Raw genomic sequence first — 16,905 nt, 5'->3', positions numbered from 1 at the left:
AAACTTTTAGGATAAAATTAGAAAGAGGGTTCACTATGAAAAAAATCAGAAATGTGATGACATTACTCCTCGCAGCTCTTGCACTTCTTTTCACCGGAAGTCAAGTCTTTGCGGATACAACTGGATCAATTACGATTCAAAACGCCCAAGTGGGAGAAACTTATAAACTTTACAAACTCTTTGATGCCACTGTAGGTTCTAACGGTGCCATTGCTTACACACTACCTAGTGGTAAAACGCTAGATACTACAGGTGAAACTTACTTTGATGTTGATTCTGCTGGAAACGTTACAGCAAAAGCTGGCTTAGATGTTTCAAGTACTGCTTTCCAAACTTGGGCTAAAGGCTTTGGTATTCATCAAATTGGAAGTGATGTGACTGCAACTAGCAATACTGTAACTTTTGATAACTTAGCTTTTGGTTACTACTTCATCGAATCTTCACTCGGTGCAACAATTACAATTGATAGTACTAATCCAACTGCTAACGTTGTTGATAAAAATACATCAGCTCCAACAACTCCAAGTAGTGGTGGTAAAACAGTAATTACAGCTGCAGATCCAACAGATGTAACAAAATCAACAGCCGCAATTGGAGATACCGTTCATTATACAATTAAATTTAATGCAACAAACTACATTGTTATTAGTAATGAAGGTAAAAAAATTACCAACTATACTGTCGTCGATACTCCATCTAATTTAACTATTACAGATGGTACTGTTCGTGTCAAAGTAGGTGACACTTATATTACTACAAATACCACTGTAACTATTGACCCTACTACTAGTAAATTAACTATTTCTATCCCTTGGGTTGATGGTAGTGGTAATCCACTTTATACAACTCCTTCAGAAGTGACAGTTACTTATGATGCGGTTGTAAAAACAGGAGCAATTTCTTCTGATTCTCTACTTGGTAAAGCAACCAACAAAGCTACGATTACTTATAACTATGGTGAAAACTCAGGCTCTATTCCTACAAATGAAGTAGAAGTAGATACGCTAGGTATTGCTGTTCGTAAACAAAATGAAAGTGATGGACTTTTGTCAGGAGCACAATTCAAACTTTATGATGCTGCAACTGGTGGTAATGAAATCAAATTTGTCCACGTTTCAGGAGATTATTACCGTCGAGCAACTGAAAGTGAAATTGCTGCTGGTACTTCTATTGTTGATACTATCCCAGCTGGTGCCCCATACCTTGTTGGTCTAGATAAAGGTACATACTATCTAGAAGAAGTGAAAGCACCTGCAGGTTACAACAAATTAACTACTCGTCACTCTGTTGAAGTTACTGTTGATGGTGCTCAAGCTGTTGTTGTCAATAAGGCAGGTACTGAATTGCCATCAACTGGTTCATTTGGTACTAAAATGCTCTATGTTGTCGGTGCTTCAGCTATTCTAGTTGCTTTCGTTTACATGATTGCAAAACGTCGTGTTAAAAATCTTTAATGATTAATCGTTAGAACATCTTCGAAAGTAGCACGAGTCTATTTTCGAAGATGATTCTTTTTAGAAAGAATTTGCCAGCAGAAAGGAGAAAAAGCAGTGGCGTGGTTAAAGCAACATTGGAAATCTTTGATAATGCCCCTTGTCTTTCTCATCGGGCTGGGCTTGGTAACTTACCCGTCTTTGAGTGACTACTGGAACTCATTTCACCAGACAAAAGGGATTATGTCCTATGCTAAAAGCGTTTCAAACATGTCTGAGAAAGAGTATGATAAGATTCTCACTCAAGCAGAGGATTATAATAAGGGATTGACCAGCATGAATTGGGATATGACTGATGAGCAGAAAAAAGATTATGAATCACAGTTGAATTTCAATCATGATGGGGCGATGGGTTACATCAGTATCCCAAAAATCAACATTAAATTAAGTATTTATCATGGCACATCAGATAAGGTTTTACAAACTTCAATCGGACATTTAGCAGGTAGTTCGCTTCCCGTTGGTGGAAAAGGAACACACTGTGTCGTATCAGGACACCGTGGCTTGCCTTCGGCTAAACTGTTTTCTGATTTGGATAAATTGCGTGAAGGAGATACTTTTACTATTCATGTTTTGAATGAAACATTGACTTATGAAGTTGATCAGATTCGCGTGGTTGAGCCAACAGACTTTTCAGATTTGACGACTGATCCCAATCAAGATTATCTGACTTTGGTGACATGTACACCTTACGGGATAAATACCCAACGTCTACTGGTACGCGGGCACCGCATTCCAAATGTTGATGGTGAAGCTAAGACCACTTCCGATGCCATGCAGCTAAATGCACTTTATATTGCCCCGTTTATCGGTATTCCGATTTGTCTTGCTATTGTTATTTATATCTTTGTAGTGACAAGTAGCGCCTACCTCAAACGACATGGTGACCGCGTTGGTCAATATTTGAGTCAAAAAGGACTTAAACGACCACAAACGTCATCTAAAAATTACCAAGACACAATTAATCAACTTAAAAAATATTTTAAGAAAGATTAAAAAATAAAAGTGGTGAGTCGATTGACTCACTCTTTTTTGTTACGTTTTCACAAATATCTTGTTAAATAAATTTTAAGATTATATTAAAAATCGAAAACAAGACTTAATTTTATGAATTGTTTAACAATTTATGGTATAATCTGCCTTATACTAGCTAAAAAGCGAGGAAACATTATGTGGGTTGTTAGAAAAATGTATTGGCGTAGCGGTCAACAGTATGTTCAAGCACAAAAGATTTTTGACAGTCGAGAAGACGCAAATGCTTTTAGAAAAGAATTAGACTTTGCGACCGAACTTTATGAGACTAACTTAGTAGTTTCTAATAAAGGTGAATTTTAAGCCAAAAGAGCAGAACTTTAAAACTGCTTTTTTGTTTTGAAAAAGCTGATGAGAAATCTGCCAAATTTTTTATAATAAAAACACTTTCTTTACCGCATATCTCTTGCACATCGATTTAAGGTATAGTATAATAGTTTATTGTGAGTATACCTCACTTACTCGTGATCAGGTTCACGAGTCATTAGACCAAAAGGAGGAAAAATATCAATGGCTAAATACGAAATTCTTTACATTATTCGTCCAAACATTGAAGAAGAAGCTAAAAACGCTTTGGTAGCACGCTTTGACTCTATCTTGACTGACAACGGTGCAACTGTTGTTGAATCAAAAGACTGGGAAAAACGTCGTCTTGCATATGAAATCCAAGATTTCCGTGAAGGACTTTACCACGTTGTTAACGTTGAAGCAGAAGATGCTGTAGCTCTTAACGAGTTTGACCGTCTTTCAAAAATCAACGGTGACATTCTTCGTCACATGATCGTTAAAATCGACGCGTAAGAAGGTGTCTTATGATTAATAATGTAGTACTTGTTGGTCGTATGACCCGCGATGCAGAACTCCGTTACACACCATCTAATCAAGCAGTTGCGACATTTACACTTGCTGTAAACCGTAACTTCAAGAACCAAAATGGTGAACGTGAAGCTGATTTTATTAACTGTGTGATTTGGCGTCAGCAAGCTGAAAACTTAGCTAACTGGGCTAAAAAAGGTACATTGATTGCTGTTACTGGTCGTATTCAGACTCGTAACTATGAAAATCAACAGGGTCAGCGCGTTTACGTAACTGAGATTGTTGCAGATAGCTTCCAAATCTTGGAAAGCCGTGCTACACGTGAAGGACAATCTGGTGGTTCTTACAATGGTGGATTCAATAACAATTCATCATTTGGTGAATCTTCAAACGGTGGTTTCTCATCACAACCTTCACAACAAACACCTAATTTCGGTCGTGACGAAAGCCCATTTGGTAACTCAAACCCAATGGACATTTCAGATGACGATCTTCCATTCTAATGGATATGGACAACTCAAGTACAAACTTGAAACAACAATAATATAAAGGAGAATAAAACATGGCTCAACAACGTCGTGGCGGATTCAAACGCCGTAAAAAAGTTGATTACATCGCAGCTAACAAAATTGAATATGTTGATTACAAAGATACTGAGCTTCTTAGCCGTTTCGTTTCAGAACGTGGTAAAATTCTTCCACGTCGCGTAACTGGAACTTCAGCTAAAAACCAACGTAAAGTAACAACAGCTATCAAACGCGCTCGCGTTATGGCTCTTATGCCATTCGTAAACGAAGACTAATTCGTTGCGCTGAACAGAAAAAACGACTTCATTTGAAGTCGTTTTTTTGTTTGTGGAAAACTCCTTATTATGGCTTACAAGATAAAATTAGTGTTTTATAATAATTTTTGAAAGGAGATTATTGTAAAACAAAAATTTTGGTAACATATAGAGAATATTATTTTAGAAATTGGGAGAAAGGTTCTCAAATTTGTTCGTTATGTATCGCTTTTAGAAATTTTTTTATTGTACTAGGAGTTTTTTGTGTATTTTTTGCTGGGCAACGTTATGGAATGAACTTTAGTTTGGATTATGGAACATATAGTCTTCAGGTTCCTATCTTTTTTCCGATAATGGTTCTTGTATTAGTAGGAGTTATTCTGTATTTCGTTTCGAAAATGATGCTTGTTTTGGATAAGTTGTTGATAAATTTCCAAAATGACATTTATTTTATTCCTGAAAACATAAAATTTCTTTCTAAAACTTTTCGATATTTACTTTTATCCACAGGTATTGAATTATTTATCAATATTATTTTTAATTTCTTTAGTATTGAAAATACAAGTGGGTTATTTGATTTGTCAGTTAAAGATTATTTGGTAAACTTTGCCTTTATAGTAATTAATGCTGTTGGGCTTCTTGTTTTAAAACGAGGTTACCAAGTACAAAAAGATTACGACGAGATTATTTGATATGGAAGACATAAAAGTTCATTTAGACAAAATCATCAAGTCTAGAGATATGACATCAAAAGAATTGGCTGAAAAAATAGGTATTACTGAAGCTAATTTATCAATTTTAAAAACTGGTAAGGCTAAAGGTGTCAGATTTAACACGCTCATGAGTATTTGTAGAGAGTTGGATTGTCAGCCAGGGGATATTTTAGAATATAGGAGAGATTGTGATGAAAAAGATTAAGTCTTTACTTTTTGTTTTATTATTTGGGACATTATCAGGATGTAGTGCTGTTTCAGAAACGTTTTACGATATTAAAACTGAGACAAACAAAACTTATCAAAGCGAAGTAATTAAAATGGACATAGAAGCAACTATGCCAGTTGAGATTGGCGAAGAAATTAATTTACCTGATGAATTTTCAGGAACACTTTATGTCATGTTTTCAAAGAAAAATTTAGCTAAAGCTTTAAAAGCTGACTTTTATCTAAATGATGCCAAGATGAAAACTATTGATGAAAATAGTTGTGATGATTTTAATGTTCGCTATCATAAGAAAACTTATTTTTCAGTTTATAAAATGAGTGTGAAAAACATTGATAAATTCAAAACTGAGTCAGCTTGGTCTGATGATGTAGTTCTTGTCTTGCGTTCAGAATAAAAAAACACCGCTAAGTTTTTATTAGCGGTATTTTTATGTTTTATTGTTGTGGTGTCATTGTGTTTAGAATGTTGTATTTTTTCTCTAAGAAGTGACGTCCAACAAGTGATGCGGCACCGATGATAAGCATAACGATAGCTGGCAATTGTGGGTTGAGAGCAGCTGGTAAGAATGCTGTAGCTGTGTAAAGGAGAACCCATCCAAGCATTGCTAAACCAAGTACTAAAATAGTTTTGCCCCAACCAGGACGTTCGCTTTTTTGTTTTCCGATGTGACGGTAGATAAAGTAGTAAGTAGCGTACATTGCAGCACCACCACCAAAACCAAGAGCGATAAGTGAAATAAGTCCAGAACTTGTTGTTGTAGAATTGAAGAATCCCATTACAGCGTTAAGGATGGCAACGACTCCGACAAAAAGAAGCGAAGTATCAAGCCACATTAACCAAGGGTTATCATTTTTCTTTTCTTGATCTGAGTTTTTGTCAGATGCTTTTTCAGTGAAAGAGGCAGCCCAAACAGTTGGTGCGCCAAGAAGTGTACGAGCTGTTACACCTTTTTTCTGATTTTCAAGGATTGTTGGCATAACTTCATCTAAAATCGCTTGGACTTCTGCATCAGTTTTACCATCTTTAATCAATTGATTAGTAGCGATGTGGATAAATTCTTGGTTCTTTTTAGTAAGATTTGTCAAATCCATATTATATTCTCCTATAAAAGCCAGTTATTAGTTAGAGAAAATAAGCCCACTTGCTTTTTCTAACTAGTAAATGCCCATAAATTTCAATAATATAAAAAGTTTCTAGCTTATGTTGCCTGCGTTGAAGAAACAACCTTAGAAAGTTAATTCGAAAATAATTAACTCTCGAATCAGTGAGTGTTTTAGGTTGTCTCCGCAAAGTTACGACGAGAGAAAAGTGATTCGATATTAATCACTTTTCGAACTAGTAAGAGAGTTAGGGAAGTCATATAAGACTACCCATTGTTTTAAGAGTAGCTTTAGCTACCTTAAAACATACTCTGTTAAAACCATTTCTTCCTGAAGAAGTAAATAACGACTGATAAGCTCAGAGCGGCTGCGATAAAGACGATGTACCAAAAGGCATGTGGTAGACCATTTAATGGCAACCAGTTATTTTGGAAGTTCATCCCGTAAGCTGAGAAGACAACGGTCGGAATATCAAGTGCCATGGTCATGAGTGCCAAGGTTTTCATGATTGTATTCTGGTTGTTGTTGATGATTGAAGCAGTTGTTTCGGTCATGGCATTCAAGACATTTTCATAAATGCCAGCCATCTCAATCGCTTGTTGTGTTTCAATCAAAGTATCTTCAAGCAAATCTTCGTCTTCGATATATTTTTTCAAAGAGCTGGTACTACTTGAAAGTTTTTTAACGATACGTTCATTGAATTTCAATGAGGCTTTCAAGTAGACGATAGATTTTTCAAGCTCCATCATGTCGATGAGTTGTTCGTTACGAGTTGCATTTTCCAATTCAGCTTCGATTCGGTCACTTTGACGGTCGATAGAACGAAGGGCTGTTAGGAATAGCTCCGCGTTACGATAAAGCAGTTGGAAAACAAAACGTGTCTTCATGAAGGTATAGAAGTTTTTCACACGATGATTGAAGAAGTTATCAAATAGGGTTAATTCTTGCAAACACGTTGTGATAACAGCGTTGTCAGTTACGATGATACCTAGTGGAATTGTCACATAATAGCTTTTGTTATTACGTTCTTCGTAGGTTGGGACGTCGACGATAATCAAAGTGTAATCGTCTTCGACAGAGATACGTGATGTTTCTTCAAGGTCGAGTGGCGCACGAAGGTCTGTGATATCGATATTAAATTGTTCGGCTAAACTCACAGACTCTTCCTGGGAGGGGTTAACCAAATTAATCCAAGCTCCTGGCTCGAATGTATTGATTTCTTTAAACTCTAACGCTGTTGATAGAAACATTTGTTCCATAAAAACAACCCCTCCTTTTTCGATGAGATACAAGAACTATAAAACTATGAATAGTTAGGTTCACCAGCGATAGTGCCGTATCTAGTTCTTGTTCAATTTTTTTAGTAAGTAAAATGAAAGTTCGACAAAATTTTACATACTACTCTATTATACTACAATTAGCAGTTTTTTGGGGCAGGGAAAAGTAGAAAAATTTGCTATAATAAAATAAGTAGAACTTTGTACATGTTAAGAAAGGAATAGAACTTAGTTTTGGGCAACTATCAGCTAAGTTCGTGACATAAAAATGCAAGATAAATTAATTATTCGTGGGGCTCGAGCCCACAATTTGAAAAATATCAATGTTGAAATTCCTCGGGATAAGTTGGTCGTTGTGACTGGTTTGTCTGGTTCAGGAAAATCAAGTTTGGCATTTGATACGATTTACGCAGAAGGGCAACGTCGCTATGTTGAAAGCTTGTCAGCTTATGCCCGTATGTTTCTTGGAAATATGGAAAAACCTGATGTGGATTCGATTGAGGGGCTTAGCCCAGCGATTTCCATTGACCAAAAAACAACTAGTAAAAACCCGCGCTCTACTGTAGGAACAACGACAGAAATCAATGATTATCTGCGCCTTTTGTACGCTCGTGTGGGGACGCCTTACTGTATTAATGGGCACGGTGCTATTACGGCATCATCTGTTGAACAGATTGTTGACCAAGTTTTGGAATTGCCAGAACGTACCCGTATGCAGATTTTGGCGCCTGTGGTTCGTCGTAAAAAAGGACAACACAAAACGATTTTTGACCGCATTCAAAAAGACGGTTATGTACGTGTGCGCGTGGATGGTGAGATTTATGATATTTCAGAGGTGCCAGAGCTTTCTAAGAGTAAAATGCACAATATCGAAATCGTTGTTGATCGCTTGATTAATAAAGACGGCATTCGTTCACGTCTCTTTGATTCTGTGGAAGCTGCGCTTCGTTTGGCTGATGGTTATGTCATTATCGACACTATGGATGGCAATGAATTGCTTTTCTCTGAACACTATTCTTGCCCAGTCTGTGGCTTTACTGTTCCCGAATTGGAACCGCGTTTATTTTCATTTAATGCGCCATTTGGTTCATGTCCAACTTGTGATGGTTTAGGAAATAAACTAGAAGTTGACTTGGATTTGGTGATTCCTGATCGTAGTAAGACTCTTCGTGAAGGTGCGTTAGCACCATGGAATCCAATCTCATCAAACTATTATCCTGCTATGCTTGAGCAAGCTATGGAAGCTTTTGGTGTTGATATGGATACACCTTTTGAAGACTTGAGCGAAGAAGAGCAAAATCTTGTGCTTTACGGTTCAGGTGAGCGTGAATTCCACTTCCACTATGTCAATGATTTTGGTGGCGAACGCAACATTGACCTACCATTTGAAGGTGTTGTCAACAATATCAATCGTCGTTACCACGAGACAAACAGCGACTTCACTCGTAACGTCATGCGCGGTTACATGAATGAGTTGCCATGTCCAACATGTCACGGTTATCGTTTGAATAATCAAGCGCTTTGTGTGCGCGTGGGCGGTGAAAATGGCATGAACATTGGACAAGTTTCTGATTTGTCAGTGGCTGACCATTTGGAACTTCTAAATCACCTAGAACTCTCTGAAAATGAAAAAACAATTGCTACACCGATTGTCAAAGAAATCAAAGACCGCTTGACTTTCTTAAATAACGTCGGCTTGAATTATTTGACTTTATCACGTTCTGCGGGGACTTTGTCTGGTGGTGAGAGCCAACGTATTCGTTTGGCAACACAAATTGGTTCAAACTTGTCTGGTGTGCTTTATATTCTTGATGAACCGTCAATCGGACTTCACCAACGTGATAATGACCGTTTGATTGATAGTTTGAAGAAAATGCGTGATCTTGGTAATACCTTGATTGTCGTTGAACACGATGAAGACACCATGCGTCAAGCTGACTGGTTGATTGATGTTGGACCAGGTGCAGGTGAATTTGGTGGGCAAATCGTTGCCTCTGGAACACCAGAAGAAGTGGCTAAAAACAAAAAATCAATCACTGGACAATATTTGTCTGGTGCTAAAGAAATTCCAGTTCCGCTTGAACGTCGTAAAGGTAATGGACGTTTCCTTCGAGTGCTTGGCGCTTGCGAAAATAACTTGCAAAATATCGACGTGACTTTCCCACTTGGTAAATTTATCGCAGTCACAGGTGTTTCAGGTTCTGGAAAATCAACCTTGGTCAATAGTATTTTGAAAAAAGCTGTCGCTCAAAAATTAAACCGAAATTCTGCCAAACCTGGTAAACACAAAGCACTTGAAGGTGTGGAAAACATCGAACGCTTGATTGACATTGACCAAAGTCCAATCGGTCGTACACCGCGTTCAAATCCAGCAACTTATACAGGTGTCTTTGATGATATTCGTGACCTTTTTGCTAAGACCAATGAAGCTAAAATTCGTGGTTACAAGAAAGGGCGCTTCTCATTTAACGTCAAAGGTGGACGTTGTGAGGCTTGTTCTGGTGATGGTATTATCAAGATTGAAATGCACTTCTTGCCAGATGTTTACGTACCTTGCGAGGTTTGCCACGGTACACGTTATAACAGTGAAACGCTTGAAGTTCATTACAAAGACAAAAATATCGCTGAAATCCTTGATATGACAGTCAACGATGCGGTTGAATTCTTTGCACCAATCCCTAAAATCGCACGCAAATTGCAAACTATCAAAGATGTTGGACTTGGTTATGTCACACTTGGACAACCTGCAACAACCCTTTCTGGTGGTGAAGCACAGCGTATGAAATTGGCTAGTGAACTTCACAAACGCTCAACTGGTAAGAGCCTTTATATCCTTGATGAACCAACGACAGGTCTTCATACAGATGATATTGCTCGTCTACTTAAAGTCCTTCAACGCTTCGTGGATGATGGAAATACCGTGCTTGTTATTGAACACAATCTTGATGTGATTAAGACAGCTGACTATATTATTGACCTTGGACCAGAAGGCGGTGTCGGGGGCGGACAAATCGTTGCTACAGGCACACCAGAAGAAGTCGCCAAAGTCAAAGAATCCTTCACAGGACAATATTTGAAAGATAAATTGAAGTAAAAAAGCCCAGGTAAGTTATCTTGCCTGGTTTTTGTGTCATAATGGAGCCAATTTATGGGGAACGACGCTGTTTTGCTGCTATCGAGATTTATTGGAGGATTTATGTCTTATTCAAAAGAAGTTAATCGGTATGTTTTTCCGTTGATTGCGACCAATATTGCACAGCTTTTGATTAATCAATTGTCACTGCATTTTGCGGTTAATGACTCAAGTGTGGCACTTTCTGGAATATCTGTGATTCAAAATTTCTTATTTGCCTTTGGTGGGATTTTAGGCGCTTTTAGCTTATCCTTTAATATCAAAGGGGCGCAAGTTTTTGCGGAAAATGACAAGAAGTGTTTTAAAGATTTGTTTAAGTCCTCTTTCTTACTTGATGTGGTGATAGGTGCTGGTTTTTTAGTCCTCTGTGTAGCTTTTGGAAAATCTTTTTTACGTTTATTTTATGGATTTTCAGGAGAATTGCTTGACTTATCAACACTTTATCTCGTTATTATGTCACCGTATATTCTTCTGACCTTGTTAACATTTTTGTTGACAAATGTTTTAAAAGTTGGAAAGAAAACCAAGCCGATTTTTTGGATTGGGCTTGTTAGCTCGCTGTTTGATGTGGTGATGAATTACTATCTGGTTCTAATTTTTGGAGTGAAGGGCGCAGCGATTTCTGCTATAACTTCTTTGTTTTTAGTGGTTTTGGATTATTTTTATTTAGTTCATGATGTGATTTTTGAGGCTTTGAAATCTCAGTCAACTTGTAAAAAAGAGTTAATTCTTTTTGGGATTCCTTTAACCATTTAGGAAATTTTTGAGAGTGTTCTTTTTATCATGGCATTTGATGCTTTGATGGGAAGACAGGGGTTAGAAATTCTCTCTATCTATGTAGTGATTAGTCAGCTATTTTCAATAGTTCGTTTACCTGCTTATATGTATGCTGGTGCGGTTTCTGTCTTTTTGCTGCAGGCTAGTCAAAAGCATGAAAATAAGTCATTTATGCGCGTGATTTATCGAAATAGTTATCTAATGAGTTTCGGATTTGCTGTGATAGTGACGCTTTGTGCTAATATCTTTGCTGAATTCTTATCAAGTCAAATCAATACAAATATCATTGCACTTACGGCATTTACTATGCTAGTCATAGCAGCTACACCACTTTACGAAAGTTCAAAAATGTTTTACAAAGTGGCCATGCTGAAAAATGGGTGGTCAGCTTAACAGTTCTAGTTAATATCATGAGCATTGCTATTTTATTGGTGATTCAAGTTTTAGGTTTTTAAACTTACCAAACACTTTATTTTGTTTACGGCTTAAGTCTTGTCATTTTGAGCATTTTATTTATCAAAAAAGTAACTTCAATAACTTAAAAGAACCTGATGGTTCTTTTTTGCGATGAAATTATTTTACCAGTTAAATATTTTGTGAAAATACGTGAAAAAAGCGATTATATCAAGGATTTTCTGGTATAATTATCTTAAAAAAGCGAGAGGGAGAGGGACATGCTTGCAAGACTTAAAAGATTTGATGCAAAGTTAGATGAAAAAGGATTAGATGCGTTTTTGGTGACTGGTCAAAATAATGTTTATTATTTGACAGGATTTTGGGGAACATCAGCGACTGTCTTTATTTCGAAAACACGCCGTTTGTTTGTGACAGATGCTCGTTATACCTTGATTGCTAAGCAAACGGTTCAAGGATTTGATATCATCGAAAGTAGAGAAGCTCTTTCTGAGATTGCTAAGGTGATTGCATCTGACAATTTGGGTAAAATCGGTTTTGACAGCCAAGTATCTTTTGCTTATTATCAAATGCTGCAAGGTGTATTTGCAGGGTATGACTTGGCACCTATGACGAACTTCATGGAAGAATTGCGCATGATTAAAGATGCTTCTGAGATTGCAACGATTCGTAAGGCTTGCTCGATTTCCGACCGTGCTTTTGCTGACATGCTTGATTTCATCAAACCAGGTCAGACAACAGAATTGCAAGTGGCAAATTTTCTTGATTTTCGTATGCGTGAATACGGTGCATCTGGGGTATCTTTTGAGACTATTGCAGCATCAGGTTACCGCTCTGCCATGCCTCACGGCGTAGCCAGTGAGAAAGTCATCCAATCTGGTGAAACCTTGACGCTTGATTTTGGATGTTATTACAATCACTACGTCAGCGATATGACGCGTACGATTCACATTGGTGATACGACTGATGAGGAGCATGAGATTTATGATGTGGTTTTGCGTGCTAATCAAGCGGTTATTGATTCGGTTAAGGCAGGAATGACTCGCCGTGATTACGATAAGTTGGCGCGTGATGTGATTGAAAAAGCTGGTTATGGTGAGCACTTCACACACGGAATTGGTCATGGTATTGGGCTTGATATTCATGAAATTCCATTCTTTGGCAATTCAGATGAGTTGGTTGAAGTTGGCATGACTATTACGGATGAACCAGGAATTTACCTTGATAACAAATACGGTGTTCGTATTGAAGACGACCTTGTCGTCACTGAAAATGGTTGTGAAGTCTTAACCGTAACACCCAAAGAATTGATTGTTTTGTAGGAGAAATGTTATGAAATCACTGACTATTAAAGATAAATTACAAGTTATCCTTGCGATGATTTTATCTGCGATGCTCTCTTTTACGCTTGTTATTGATTTAATGCAGGGAAGCAGTAAGAATTATTTCATTTTGGAATTCATTCTTGCTCTTTTCTTGTCAGCCTTAAGTCAATCACGTCAGTTTGGCATTAATGGCATTGTTCATTATGTTGCGCTTGGACTTGTTGGGTTAACATTTTTTATTGAAGCAACAGGTGGCATATACAAAATTGCTTCGTATTTCAGCATGGCAATTGCTCTGCTTGGGCTGATTATAATTTATCTTAAAAATCGTGTAGAAAAGGAGAAAATCAATGACTGATAGACTTTCTTGGGAAGATTATTTTATGGCAAATGCGGAGTTGATTTCAAAACGCTCAACTTGTAATCGTGCCTTTGTCGGAGCTGTTTTGGTTAAAGATAATCGTATCATCGCCACTGGTTACAATGGTGGTGTTTCTGAAACTGATAACTGTAGCGAAGCAGGACATAAAATGGAAGATGGTCATTGTATCCGTACCGTTCACGCAGAAATGAATGCCCTTATCCAGTGTGCTAAGGAAGGCATTTCAACCAAAGGCACAGAGATTTACGTGACACATTTTCCGTGTATCAACTGTACCAAAGCGCTTCTTCAGGCAGGGATTAAGAAGATTACTTACAAAACAGCTTATCGCATGCATCCATTTGCTATCGAATTGATGAAACAAAAAGGTGTCGAATGCGTTCAACACGATGTCCCAGAAGTGAGACTTGGCATGGATGATTTTGATGACTAATAAAAAGAGCACTCAAAAGAAGTGCTCTTTTAGTCTTTTTAGTTCAATTTATCTTTTAGAATTTTTTCGTCAATTTCGGAAGCTGGCGTCCAACCTTTTTTTAACAAATCATTGATGTAAAAGTTGTTGTATAAAATAGCAAAAGCAATGTTTAAGCCAAGGCCGATGCCAGTATCAACATTAAGACTTAGTGAGAGCATTCCCCTAAAATCATTGCTCCAAGCATAATGTCAAGCCATTTCCAATCTTTACGAAAAAAGTGGCACAAAGCAATAAAAGAATAGCGTTGTCCAGCTGAAACCAAGTTTCACTTTCATATTCAGTAAATCTCCCTTTTTAATAAATTTCTAGAGTTTTATTGTATCAAAATTGGATTTTTTTAAGAATGAAGTCTAAAATAGTAGGAGAGGGTTATTCTTTTGAAACCCAAAAAGATTTGAGCCATAGCGTATTTTATGGTAGAATGAAGTGATAAATAATTTATAAGAGGTAATGAATAAATGATTGAAGCAAGTAAGCTTAGAGCAGGTATGACTTTCGTAACAGATGATGGAAAACTCATCAAAGTTCTCGAAGCAAGCCACCACAAACCAGGTAAAGGTAACACAGTTATGCGTATGAAACTCCGTGACGTACGTTCTGGTTCAACTTTTGATACAACTTACCGTCCAGAAGAAAAATTCGAACAAGCTATCATTGAAACACGTGCTGCACAATACCTTTACAAAATGGATGACACAGCATACTTCATGGACACTGAAAGCTACGAACAATACGAAATCCCAGTTGCTAACGTAGAACAAGAATTGCTTTATATCCTTGAAAACTCAGAAGTTAAAATCCAATTCTACGGAACTGAAGTTATCGGTGTTACTGTTCCAACAACAGTTGAATTGACAGTTACTGACACTCAACCATCAATCAAAGGTGCTACAGTTACTGGTTCTGGTAAACCTGCAACTCTTGAAACAGGTCTTGTTGTTAACGTACCAGACTTCATCGAAATCGGTCAAAAATTGGTAATCAATACGCAAGAAGGTACTTACGTATCACGTGCCTAAGCTTGCCATTAGAGGGGGTAGAGAGGGCACCGCTCTCTTTACTTTTAATCCTTAAAATTAATTAGAAAGGGAATGCTTATGACAACTGAAAATATCGGTGATATTGTTATTTCACCACGAGTGCTAGAAGTTATCACAGGTATCGCTGCAGCGAAAGTCGATGGTGTTCATTCACTTCGTAACAAAGCCATGGCAGACAGCTTCAGCAAAACAGTTTTAGGTAAAGGTGTATATCTTCACACTGAAGAAGACGGAACAGTTAACGCTGATATCTATGTTTATCTTCAATACGGTGTCAACGTTCCTGCTGTTTCAATCGCAATTCAACAAGCTGTTAAAGCTGCGGTTTACGATATGGCAGAAGTGACTATTTCATCTGTAAATATCCACGTTGAAGGAATCGTTCCTGAGAAAACGCCAAAACCTGATTTGAAAGCATTGTTTGACGAGGATTTCTTGGATGACTAATAATTTTACAAATTCAAGACGTGACCTACGTGAGCGTGCATTCCAAGCGCTCTTTAGCCTAGAATTTGATAGAGAATACTTAGCGGCTGCTGAATTTGCATATACTTACGATAAGACAATCGAAGAAGATGAAGATGTTCAAGTTCCAGTCTTTCTTCTTAATCTTGTTAAGGGTGTTTGCGACATGCAAGCAGAACTTGACCAACAAATTGAAGCTCACTTAAAAGCAGGATGGTCACTAGAACGTTTAACGTTGACTGATAAATCTTTACTTCGTTTAGGTCTTTACGAAGTAAGATATTTCGAAGAAACACCAGGTCGTGTTGCGGTCAATGAAATCATTGAAATCGCTAAGAAATATTCAGACGAAACATCAGCAAAATTCGTTAATGGTTTATTGAGTCAGTTTGTTATTGAATAATAAAAAAGAGATGCTATATACATCTCTTTTTTGTTGTGTGGATAAGTAAAAAGTGTAATATAAAAGAACAGGCTTAGCCTGTTCTTTTTAAATGCTTCCCCCAGGAATCAATGAGATAGGTAAAATGTAGTCTTTATTTGTTTTTTCACCTTTGATGCGTTTTAGGAGAATATCGACAAGTAGACTTGCGATTTCATCGATTGGTTGACGGATAGTAGTCAGATATGGGAAGTAACTTTCAATGAATGATGTGCCATCATAACCAATGATTTTCAAATCATCAGGGATGTTCATATCTAGCTGTTTAGCGATTTTCATTGTCAAAATGGCTGTTAAATCATCTGAAACAAATATCCCGTCTGGACGATTGCTTGCGAGGATTGATTTAATTTCCATTTCACGTCGAATTGTGGATAAGTTGTTAGGAACTTTAAAGATTTCTCCGTGAGGAATTTGGAATGAAAATCCAAGTGCACGTAATTCGGTTGGTGAGTCAGTATTATCGTGCCCTGTAATCATGATGATGTTTTCGCAACCATTTTTTTGAAGCGTGCGAGCAGCCAGTTTTCCACCTTCAAAGTTGTCTGAAGCAACGATAGGGACGTTTGGAGCTAGGTTCCTATCGAAAGCAATAATTGGTGCACTGACGCGCTCGTAATCATCGATACCAAGGTTGTGACTAGATGAAATGATGCCGTCAACTTGGTTAGCTTCAAGCATTTCAATGTATTCACGTTCTTTGGCTGGGTCATTTTCGCTGTTGCAGATAATCGTTTTATAACCATGTTTGAATAACTCGATTTCAAGATATTCAATTAACTCAGAATAAAAGATATTGCTAATATTAGGGAAGATTAAGCCGATAAGTTGGGCTGATTTTCCTTGGAGTCCACGGGCGAGGTTGTTTGGTTTATATCCCAAAGTTCTCATGGCCTCTTGGACTTTTTGTTTTGTCTTCTCTGACAAATAACCTTTGTTGTTGATAACGCGTGAAACGGTTGTTGGGCTTACCCCAGCAAGTTCAGCAACGTCAGTTAATTTTGCTACCAT

The 16,905-nt window shown here is 37.4% G+C and carries 20 protein-coding genes and 1 pseudogene; 17 read left to right on the top strand and 4 right to left on the bottom strand.

Annotated features, from left to right (window positions below; translation table 11 throughout):
• The first annotated feature begins 35 nt into the window (after positions 1 to 35).
• The 9 genes from HMPREF0819_RS05475 to HMPREF0819_RS05435 all read left to right on the top strand — a co-directional run bounded on the left by HMPREF0819_RS05475 (position 36) and on the right by HMPREF0819_RS05435 (position 5,458).
• On the top strand, positions 36 to 1,454 hold the full coding sequence (locus tag HMPREF0819_RS05475; RefSeq protein ID WP_004233206.1) for a SpaA isopeptide-forming pilin-related protein: 1,419 nt from the start codon (positions 36 to 38) through the stop codon (positions 1,452 to 1,454).
• A gap of 96 nt (positions 1,455 to 1,550) precedes the next feature.
• Positions 1,551 to 2,489 (top strand): class C sortase, encoded by a 939-nt coding sequence (locus HMPREF0819_RS05470; RefSeq protein WP_004233204.1) that lies wholly within the window; start codon positions 1,551 to 1,553, stop codon positions 2,487 to 2,489.
• Between the two features lie 174 nt (positions 2,490 to 2,663).
• Entirely contained in the window at positions 2,664 to 2,828 is a 165-nt protein-coding gene (locus HMPREF0819_RS05465; RefSeq protein ID WP_021143095.1) for a hypothetical protein, read from the top strand.
• Positions 2,829 to 3,035: 207 nt separating this feature from the next.
• Positions 3,036 to 3,326 carry a 30S ribosomal protein S6 gene (gene rpsF / locus HMPREF0819_RS05460; RefSeq protein WP_004233201.1) on the top strand — a complete coding sequence of 97 codons (291 nt, stop codon included), beginning with the start codon at positions 3,036 to 3,038 and terminating at the stop codon, positions 3,324 to 3,326.
• An 11-nt stretch (positions 3,327 to 3,337) separates the two neighbouring features.
• On the top strand, positions 3,338 to 3,844 hold the full coding sequence (locus HMPREF0819_RS05455; RefSeq protein ID WP_004233200.1) for a single-stranded DNA-binding protein: 507 nt from the start codon (positions 3,338 to 3,340) through the stop codon (positions 3,842 to 3,844).
• A gap of 59 nt (positions 3,845 to 3,903) precedes the next feature.
• Positions 3,904 to 4,143: a 30S ribosomal protein S18 gene (gene rpsR / locus HMPREF0819_RS05450; RefSeq protein ID WP_000068664.1), complete on the top strand. Its 240-nt coding sequence runs from the start codon at positions 3,904 to 3,906 to the stop codon at positions 4,141 to 4,143.
• A gap of 107 nt (positions 4,144 to 4,250) precedes the next feature.
• Positions 4,251 to 4,814: a hypothetical protein gene (locus HMPREF0819_RS05445; RefSeq protein WP_004233199.1), complete on the top strand. Its 564-nt coding sequence runs from the start codon at positions 4,251 to 4,253 to the stop codon at positions 4,812 to 4,814.
• A 1-nt stretch (position 4,815) separates the two neighbouring features.
• Positions 4,816 to 5,040 (top strand): helix-turn-helix domain-containing protein, encoded by a 225-nt coding sequence (locus HMPREF0819_RS05440; RefSeq protein ID WP_004233197.1) that lies wholly within the window; start codon positions 4,816 to 4,818, stop codon positions 5,038 to 5,040.
• Positions 5,027 to 5,458 carry a hypothetical protein gene (locus HMPREF0819_RS05435; protein ID WP_004233196.1) on the top strand — a complete coding sequence of 144 codons (432 nt, stop codon included), beginning with the start codon at positions 5,027 to 5,029 and terminating at the stop codon, positions 5,456 to 5,458. The genes HMPREF0819_RS05440 and HMPREF0819_RS05435 overlap by 14 nt, the downstream gene beginning before the upstream one ends.
• Before the next feature lie 40 nt (positions 5,459 to 5,498).
• On the opposite strand, the gene HMPREF0819_RS05430 is transcribed toward HMPREF0819_RS05435, so the two are convergent.
• Both HMPREF0819_RS05430 and HMPREF0819_RS05425 read right to left on the bottom strand, forming a co-directional pair.
• Positions 5,499 to 6,155, bottom strand: a complete 657-nt coding sequence (locus HMPREF0819_RS05430) for a DUF1129 domain-containing protein (protein ID WP_004233195.1) — start codon at positions 6,153 to 6,155, stop codon at positions 5,499 to 5,501.
• A 323-nt stretch (positions 6,156 to 6,478) separates the two neighbouring features.
• The gene (locus HMPREF0819_RS05425; protein ID WP_044023362.1) at positions 6,479 to 7,423 is read right to left on the bottom strand and encodes a magnesium transporter CorA family protein; all 945 of its coding nucleotides are present in this window, start codon (positions 7,421 to 7,423) and stop codon (positions 6,479 to 6,481) included.
• Positions 7,424 to 7,709: 286 nt separating this feature from the next.
• On the opposite strand from HMPREF0819_RS05425, the gene uvrA reads away from it, so the two are divergent.
• From uvrA to HMPREF0819_RS05400, 5 genes and pseudogenes are all read left to right on the top strand, one after another.
• Positions 7,710 to 10,535 (top strand): excinuclease ABC subunit UvrA, encoded by a 2,826-nt coding sequence (uvrA, locus tag HMPREF0819_RS05420; RefSeq protein WP_004233193.1) that lies wholly within the window; start codon positions 7,710 to 7,712, stop codon positions 10,533 to 10,535.
• Between the two features lie 102 nt (positions 10,536 to 10,637).
• A pseudogene (locus HMPREF0819_RS09500) lies at positions 10,638 to 11,893 on the top strand (MATE family efflux transporter).
• Positions 11,894 to 12,025: 132 nt separating this feature from the next.
• The gene (locus tag HMPREF0819_RS05410) at positions 12,026 to 13,087 is read left to right on the top strand and encodes a M24 family metallopeptidase (protein WP_004233190.1); all 1,062 of its coding nucleotides are present in this window, start codon (positions 12,026 to 12,028) and stop codon (positions 13,085 to 13,087) included.
• 10 nt (positions 13,088 to 13,097) lie between these two features.
• Complete coding sequence (locus HMPREF0819_RS05405) at positions 13,098 to 13,448, top strand: hypothetical protein (protein WP_004233189.1); 351 nt, start codon at positions 13,098 to 13,100, stop codon at positions 13,446 to 13,448.
• A complete protein-coding gene (locus tag HMPREF0819_RS05400) occupies positions 13,441 to 13,905 on the top strand; it encodes a deoxycytidylate deaminase (RefSeq protein WP_004233188.1) in 465 nt (154 codons plus the stop codon). Before HMPREF0819_RS05405 ends, HMPREF0819_RS05400 begins: the two co-directional genes overlap by 8 nt.
• Positions 13,906 to 13,943: 38 nt before the next feature.
• On the opposite strand, the gene HMPREF0819_RS09390 is transcribed toward HMPREF0819_RS05400, so the two are convergent.
• Positions 13,944 to 14,105 (bottom strand): hypothetical protein, encoded by a 162-nt coding sequence (locus HMPREF0819_RS09390; protein WP_004233186.1) that lies wholly within the window; start codon positions 14,103 to 14,105, stop codon positions 13,944 to 13,946.
• A 300-nt stretch (positions 14,106 to 14,405) separates the two neighbouring features.
• Here HMPREF0819_RS09390 and efp point away from each other — a divergent pair, with 300 nt between their 5' ends.
• From efp to nusB, 3 genes are all read left to right on the top strand, one after another.
• Positions 14,406 to 14,966 carry an elongation factor P gene (gene efp, locus HMPREF0819_RS05390; RefSeq protein WP_004233181.1) on the top strand — a complete coding sequence of 187 codons (561 nt, stop codon included), beginning with the start codon at positions 14,406 to 14,408 and terminating at the stop codon, positions 14,964 to 14,966.
• Positions 14,967 to 15,044: 78 nt separating this feature from the next.
• Positions 15,045 to 15,434, top strand: a complete 390-nt coding sequence (locus tag HMPREF0819_RS05385; protein ID WP_044023360.1) for an Asp23/Gls24 family envelope stress response protein — start codon at positions 15,045 to 15,047, stop codon at positions 15,432 to 15,434.
• Positions 15,427 to 15,855 (top strand): transcription antitermination factor NusB, encoded by a 429-nt coding sequence (gene nusB, locus HMPREF0819_RS05380; protein WP_004233177.1) that lies wholly within the window; start codon positions 15,427 to 15,429, stop codon positions 15,853 to 15,855. The genes HMPREF0819_RS05385 and nusB overlap by 8 nt, the downstream gene beginning before the upstream one ends.
• 87 nt (positions 15,856 to 15,942) lie before the next feature.
• Here nusB and HMPREF0819_RS05375 read toward each other — a convergent pair whose 3' ends face one another.
• Positions 15,943 to 16,905: a LacI family DNA-binding transcriptional regulator gene (locus HMPREF0819_RS05375; RefSeq protein WP_004233175.1), complete on the bottom strand. Its 963-nt coding sequence runs from the start codon at positions 16,903 to 16,905 to the stop codon at positions 15,943 to 15,945.

The organism is Streptococcus equinus ATCC 9812, from assembly GCF_000187265.1.
GTDB lineage: Bacteria > Bacillota > Bacilli > Lactobacillales > Streptococcaceae > Streptococcus > Streptococcus equinus.
This window is presented reverse-complemented; position numbering and strand designations above follow the sequence as displayed.

Bases quoted from the DNA above. Each gene is read 5' to 3' on its own strand.
- HMPREF0819_RS05475 (WP_004233206.1), top strand. From the start codon at position 36: ATGAAAAAAATCAGAAATGTGATGACATTACTCCTCGCAGCTCTTGCA.
- HMPREF0819_RS05465 (WP_021143095.1), top strand. From the start codon at position 2,664: ATGTGGGTTGTTAGAAAAATGTATTGGCGTAGCGGTCAACAGTATGTT.
- rpsF (WP_004233201.1), top strand. From the start codon at position 3,036: ATGGCTAAATACGAAATTCTTTACATTATTCGTCCAAACATTGAAGAA.
- HMPREF0819_RS05455 (WP_004233200.1), top strand. From the start codon at position 3,338: ATGATTAATAATGTAGTACTTGTTGGTCGTATGACCCGCGATGCAGAA.
- rpsR (WP_000068664.1), top strand. From the start codon at position 3,904: ATGGCTCAACAACGTCGTGGCGGATTCAAACGCCGTAAAAAAGTTGAT.
- HMPREF0819_RS05440 (WP_004233197.1), top strand. From the start codon at position 4,816: ATGGAAGACATAAAAGTTCATTTAGACAAAATCATCAAGTCTAGAGAT.
- HMPREF0819_RS05435 (WP_004233196.1), top strand. From the start codon at position 5,027: ATGAAAAAGATTAAGTCTTTACTTTTTGTTTTATTATTTGGGACATTA.
- HMPREF0819_RS05430 (WP_004233195.1), bottom strand. From the start codon at position 6,155: ATGGATTTGACAAATCTTACTAAAAAGAACCAAGAATTTATCCACATC.
- HMPREF0819_RS05425 (WP_044023362.1), bottom strand. From the start codon at position 7,423: ATGGAACAAATGTTTCTATCAACAGCGTTAGAGTTTAAAGAAATCAAT.
- uvrA (WP_004233193.1), top strand. From the start codon at position 7,710: ATGCAAGATAAATTAATTATTCGTGGGGCTCGAGCCCACAATTTGAAA.
- HMPREF0819_RS05410 (WP_004233190.1), top strand. From the start codon at position 12,026: ATGCTTGCAAGACTTAAAAGATTTGATGCAAAGTTAGATGAAAAAGGA.
- HMPREF0819_RS05405 (WP_004233189.1), top strand. From the start codon at position 13,098: ATGAAATCACTGACTATTAAAGATAAATTACAAGTTATCCTTGCGATG.
- HMPREF0819_RS05400 (WP_004233188.1), top strand. From the start codon at position 13,441: ATGACTGATAGACTTTCTTGGGAAGATTATTTTATGGCAAATGCGGAG.
- HMPREF0819_RS09390 (WP_004233186.1), bottom strand. From the start codon at position 14,105: ATGCTCTCACTAAGTCTTAATGTTGATACTGGCATCGGCCTTGGCTTA.
- efp (WP_004233181.1), top strand. From the start codon at position 14,406: ATGATTGAAGCAAGTAAGCTTAGAGCAGGTATGACTTTCGTAACAGAT.
- HMPREF0819_RS05385 (WP_044023360.1), top strand. From the start codon at position 15,045: ATGACAACTGAAAATATCGGTGATATTGTTATTTCACCACGAGTGCTA.
- nusB (WP_004233177.1), top strand. From the start codon at position 15,427: ATGACTAATAATTTTACAAATTCAAGACGTGACCTACGTGAGCGTGCA.
- HMPREF0819_RS05375 (WP_004233175.1), bottom strand. From the start codon at position 16,905: ATGGTAGCAAAATTAACTGACGTTGCTGAACTTGCTGGGGTAAGCCCA.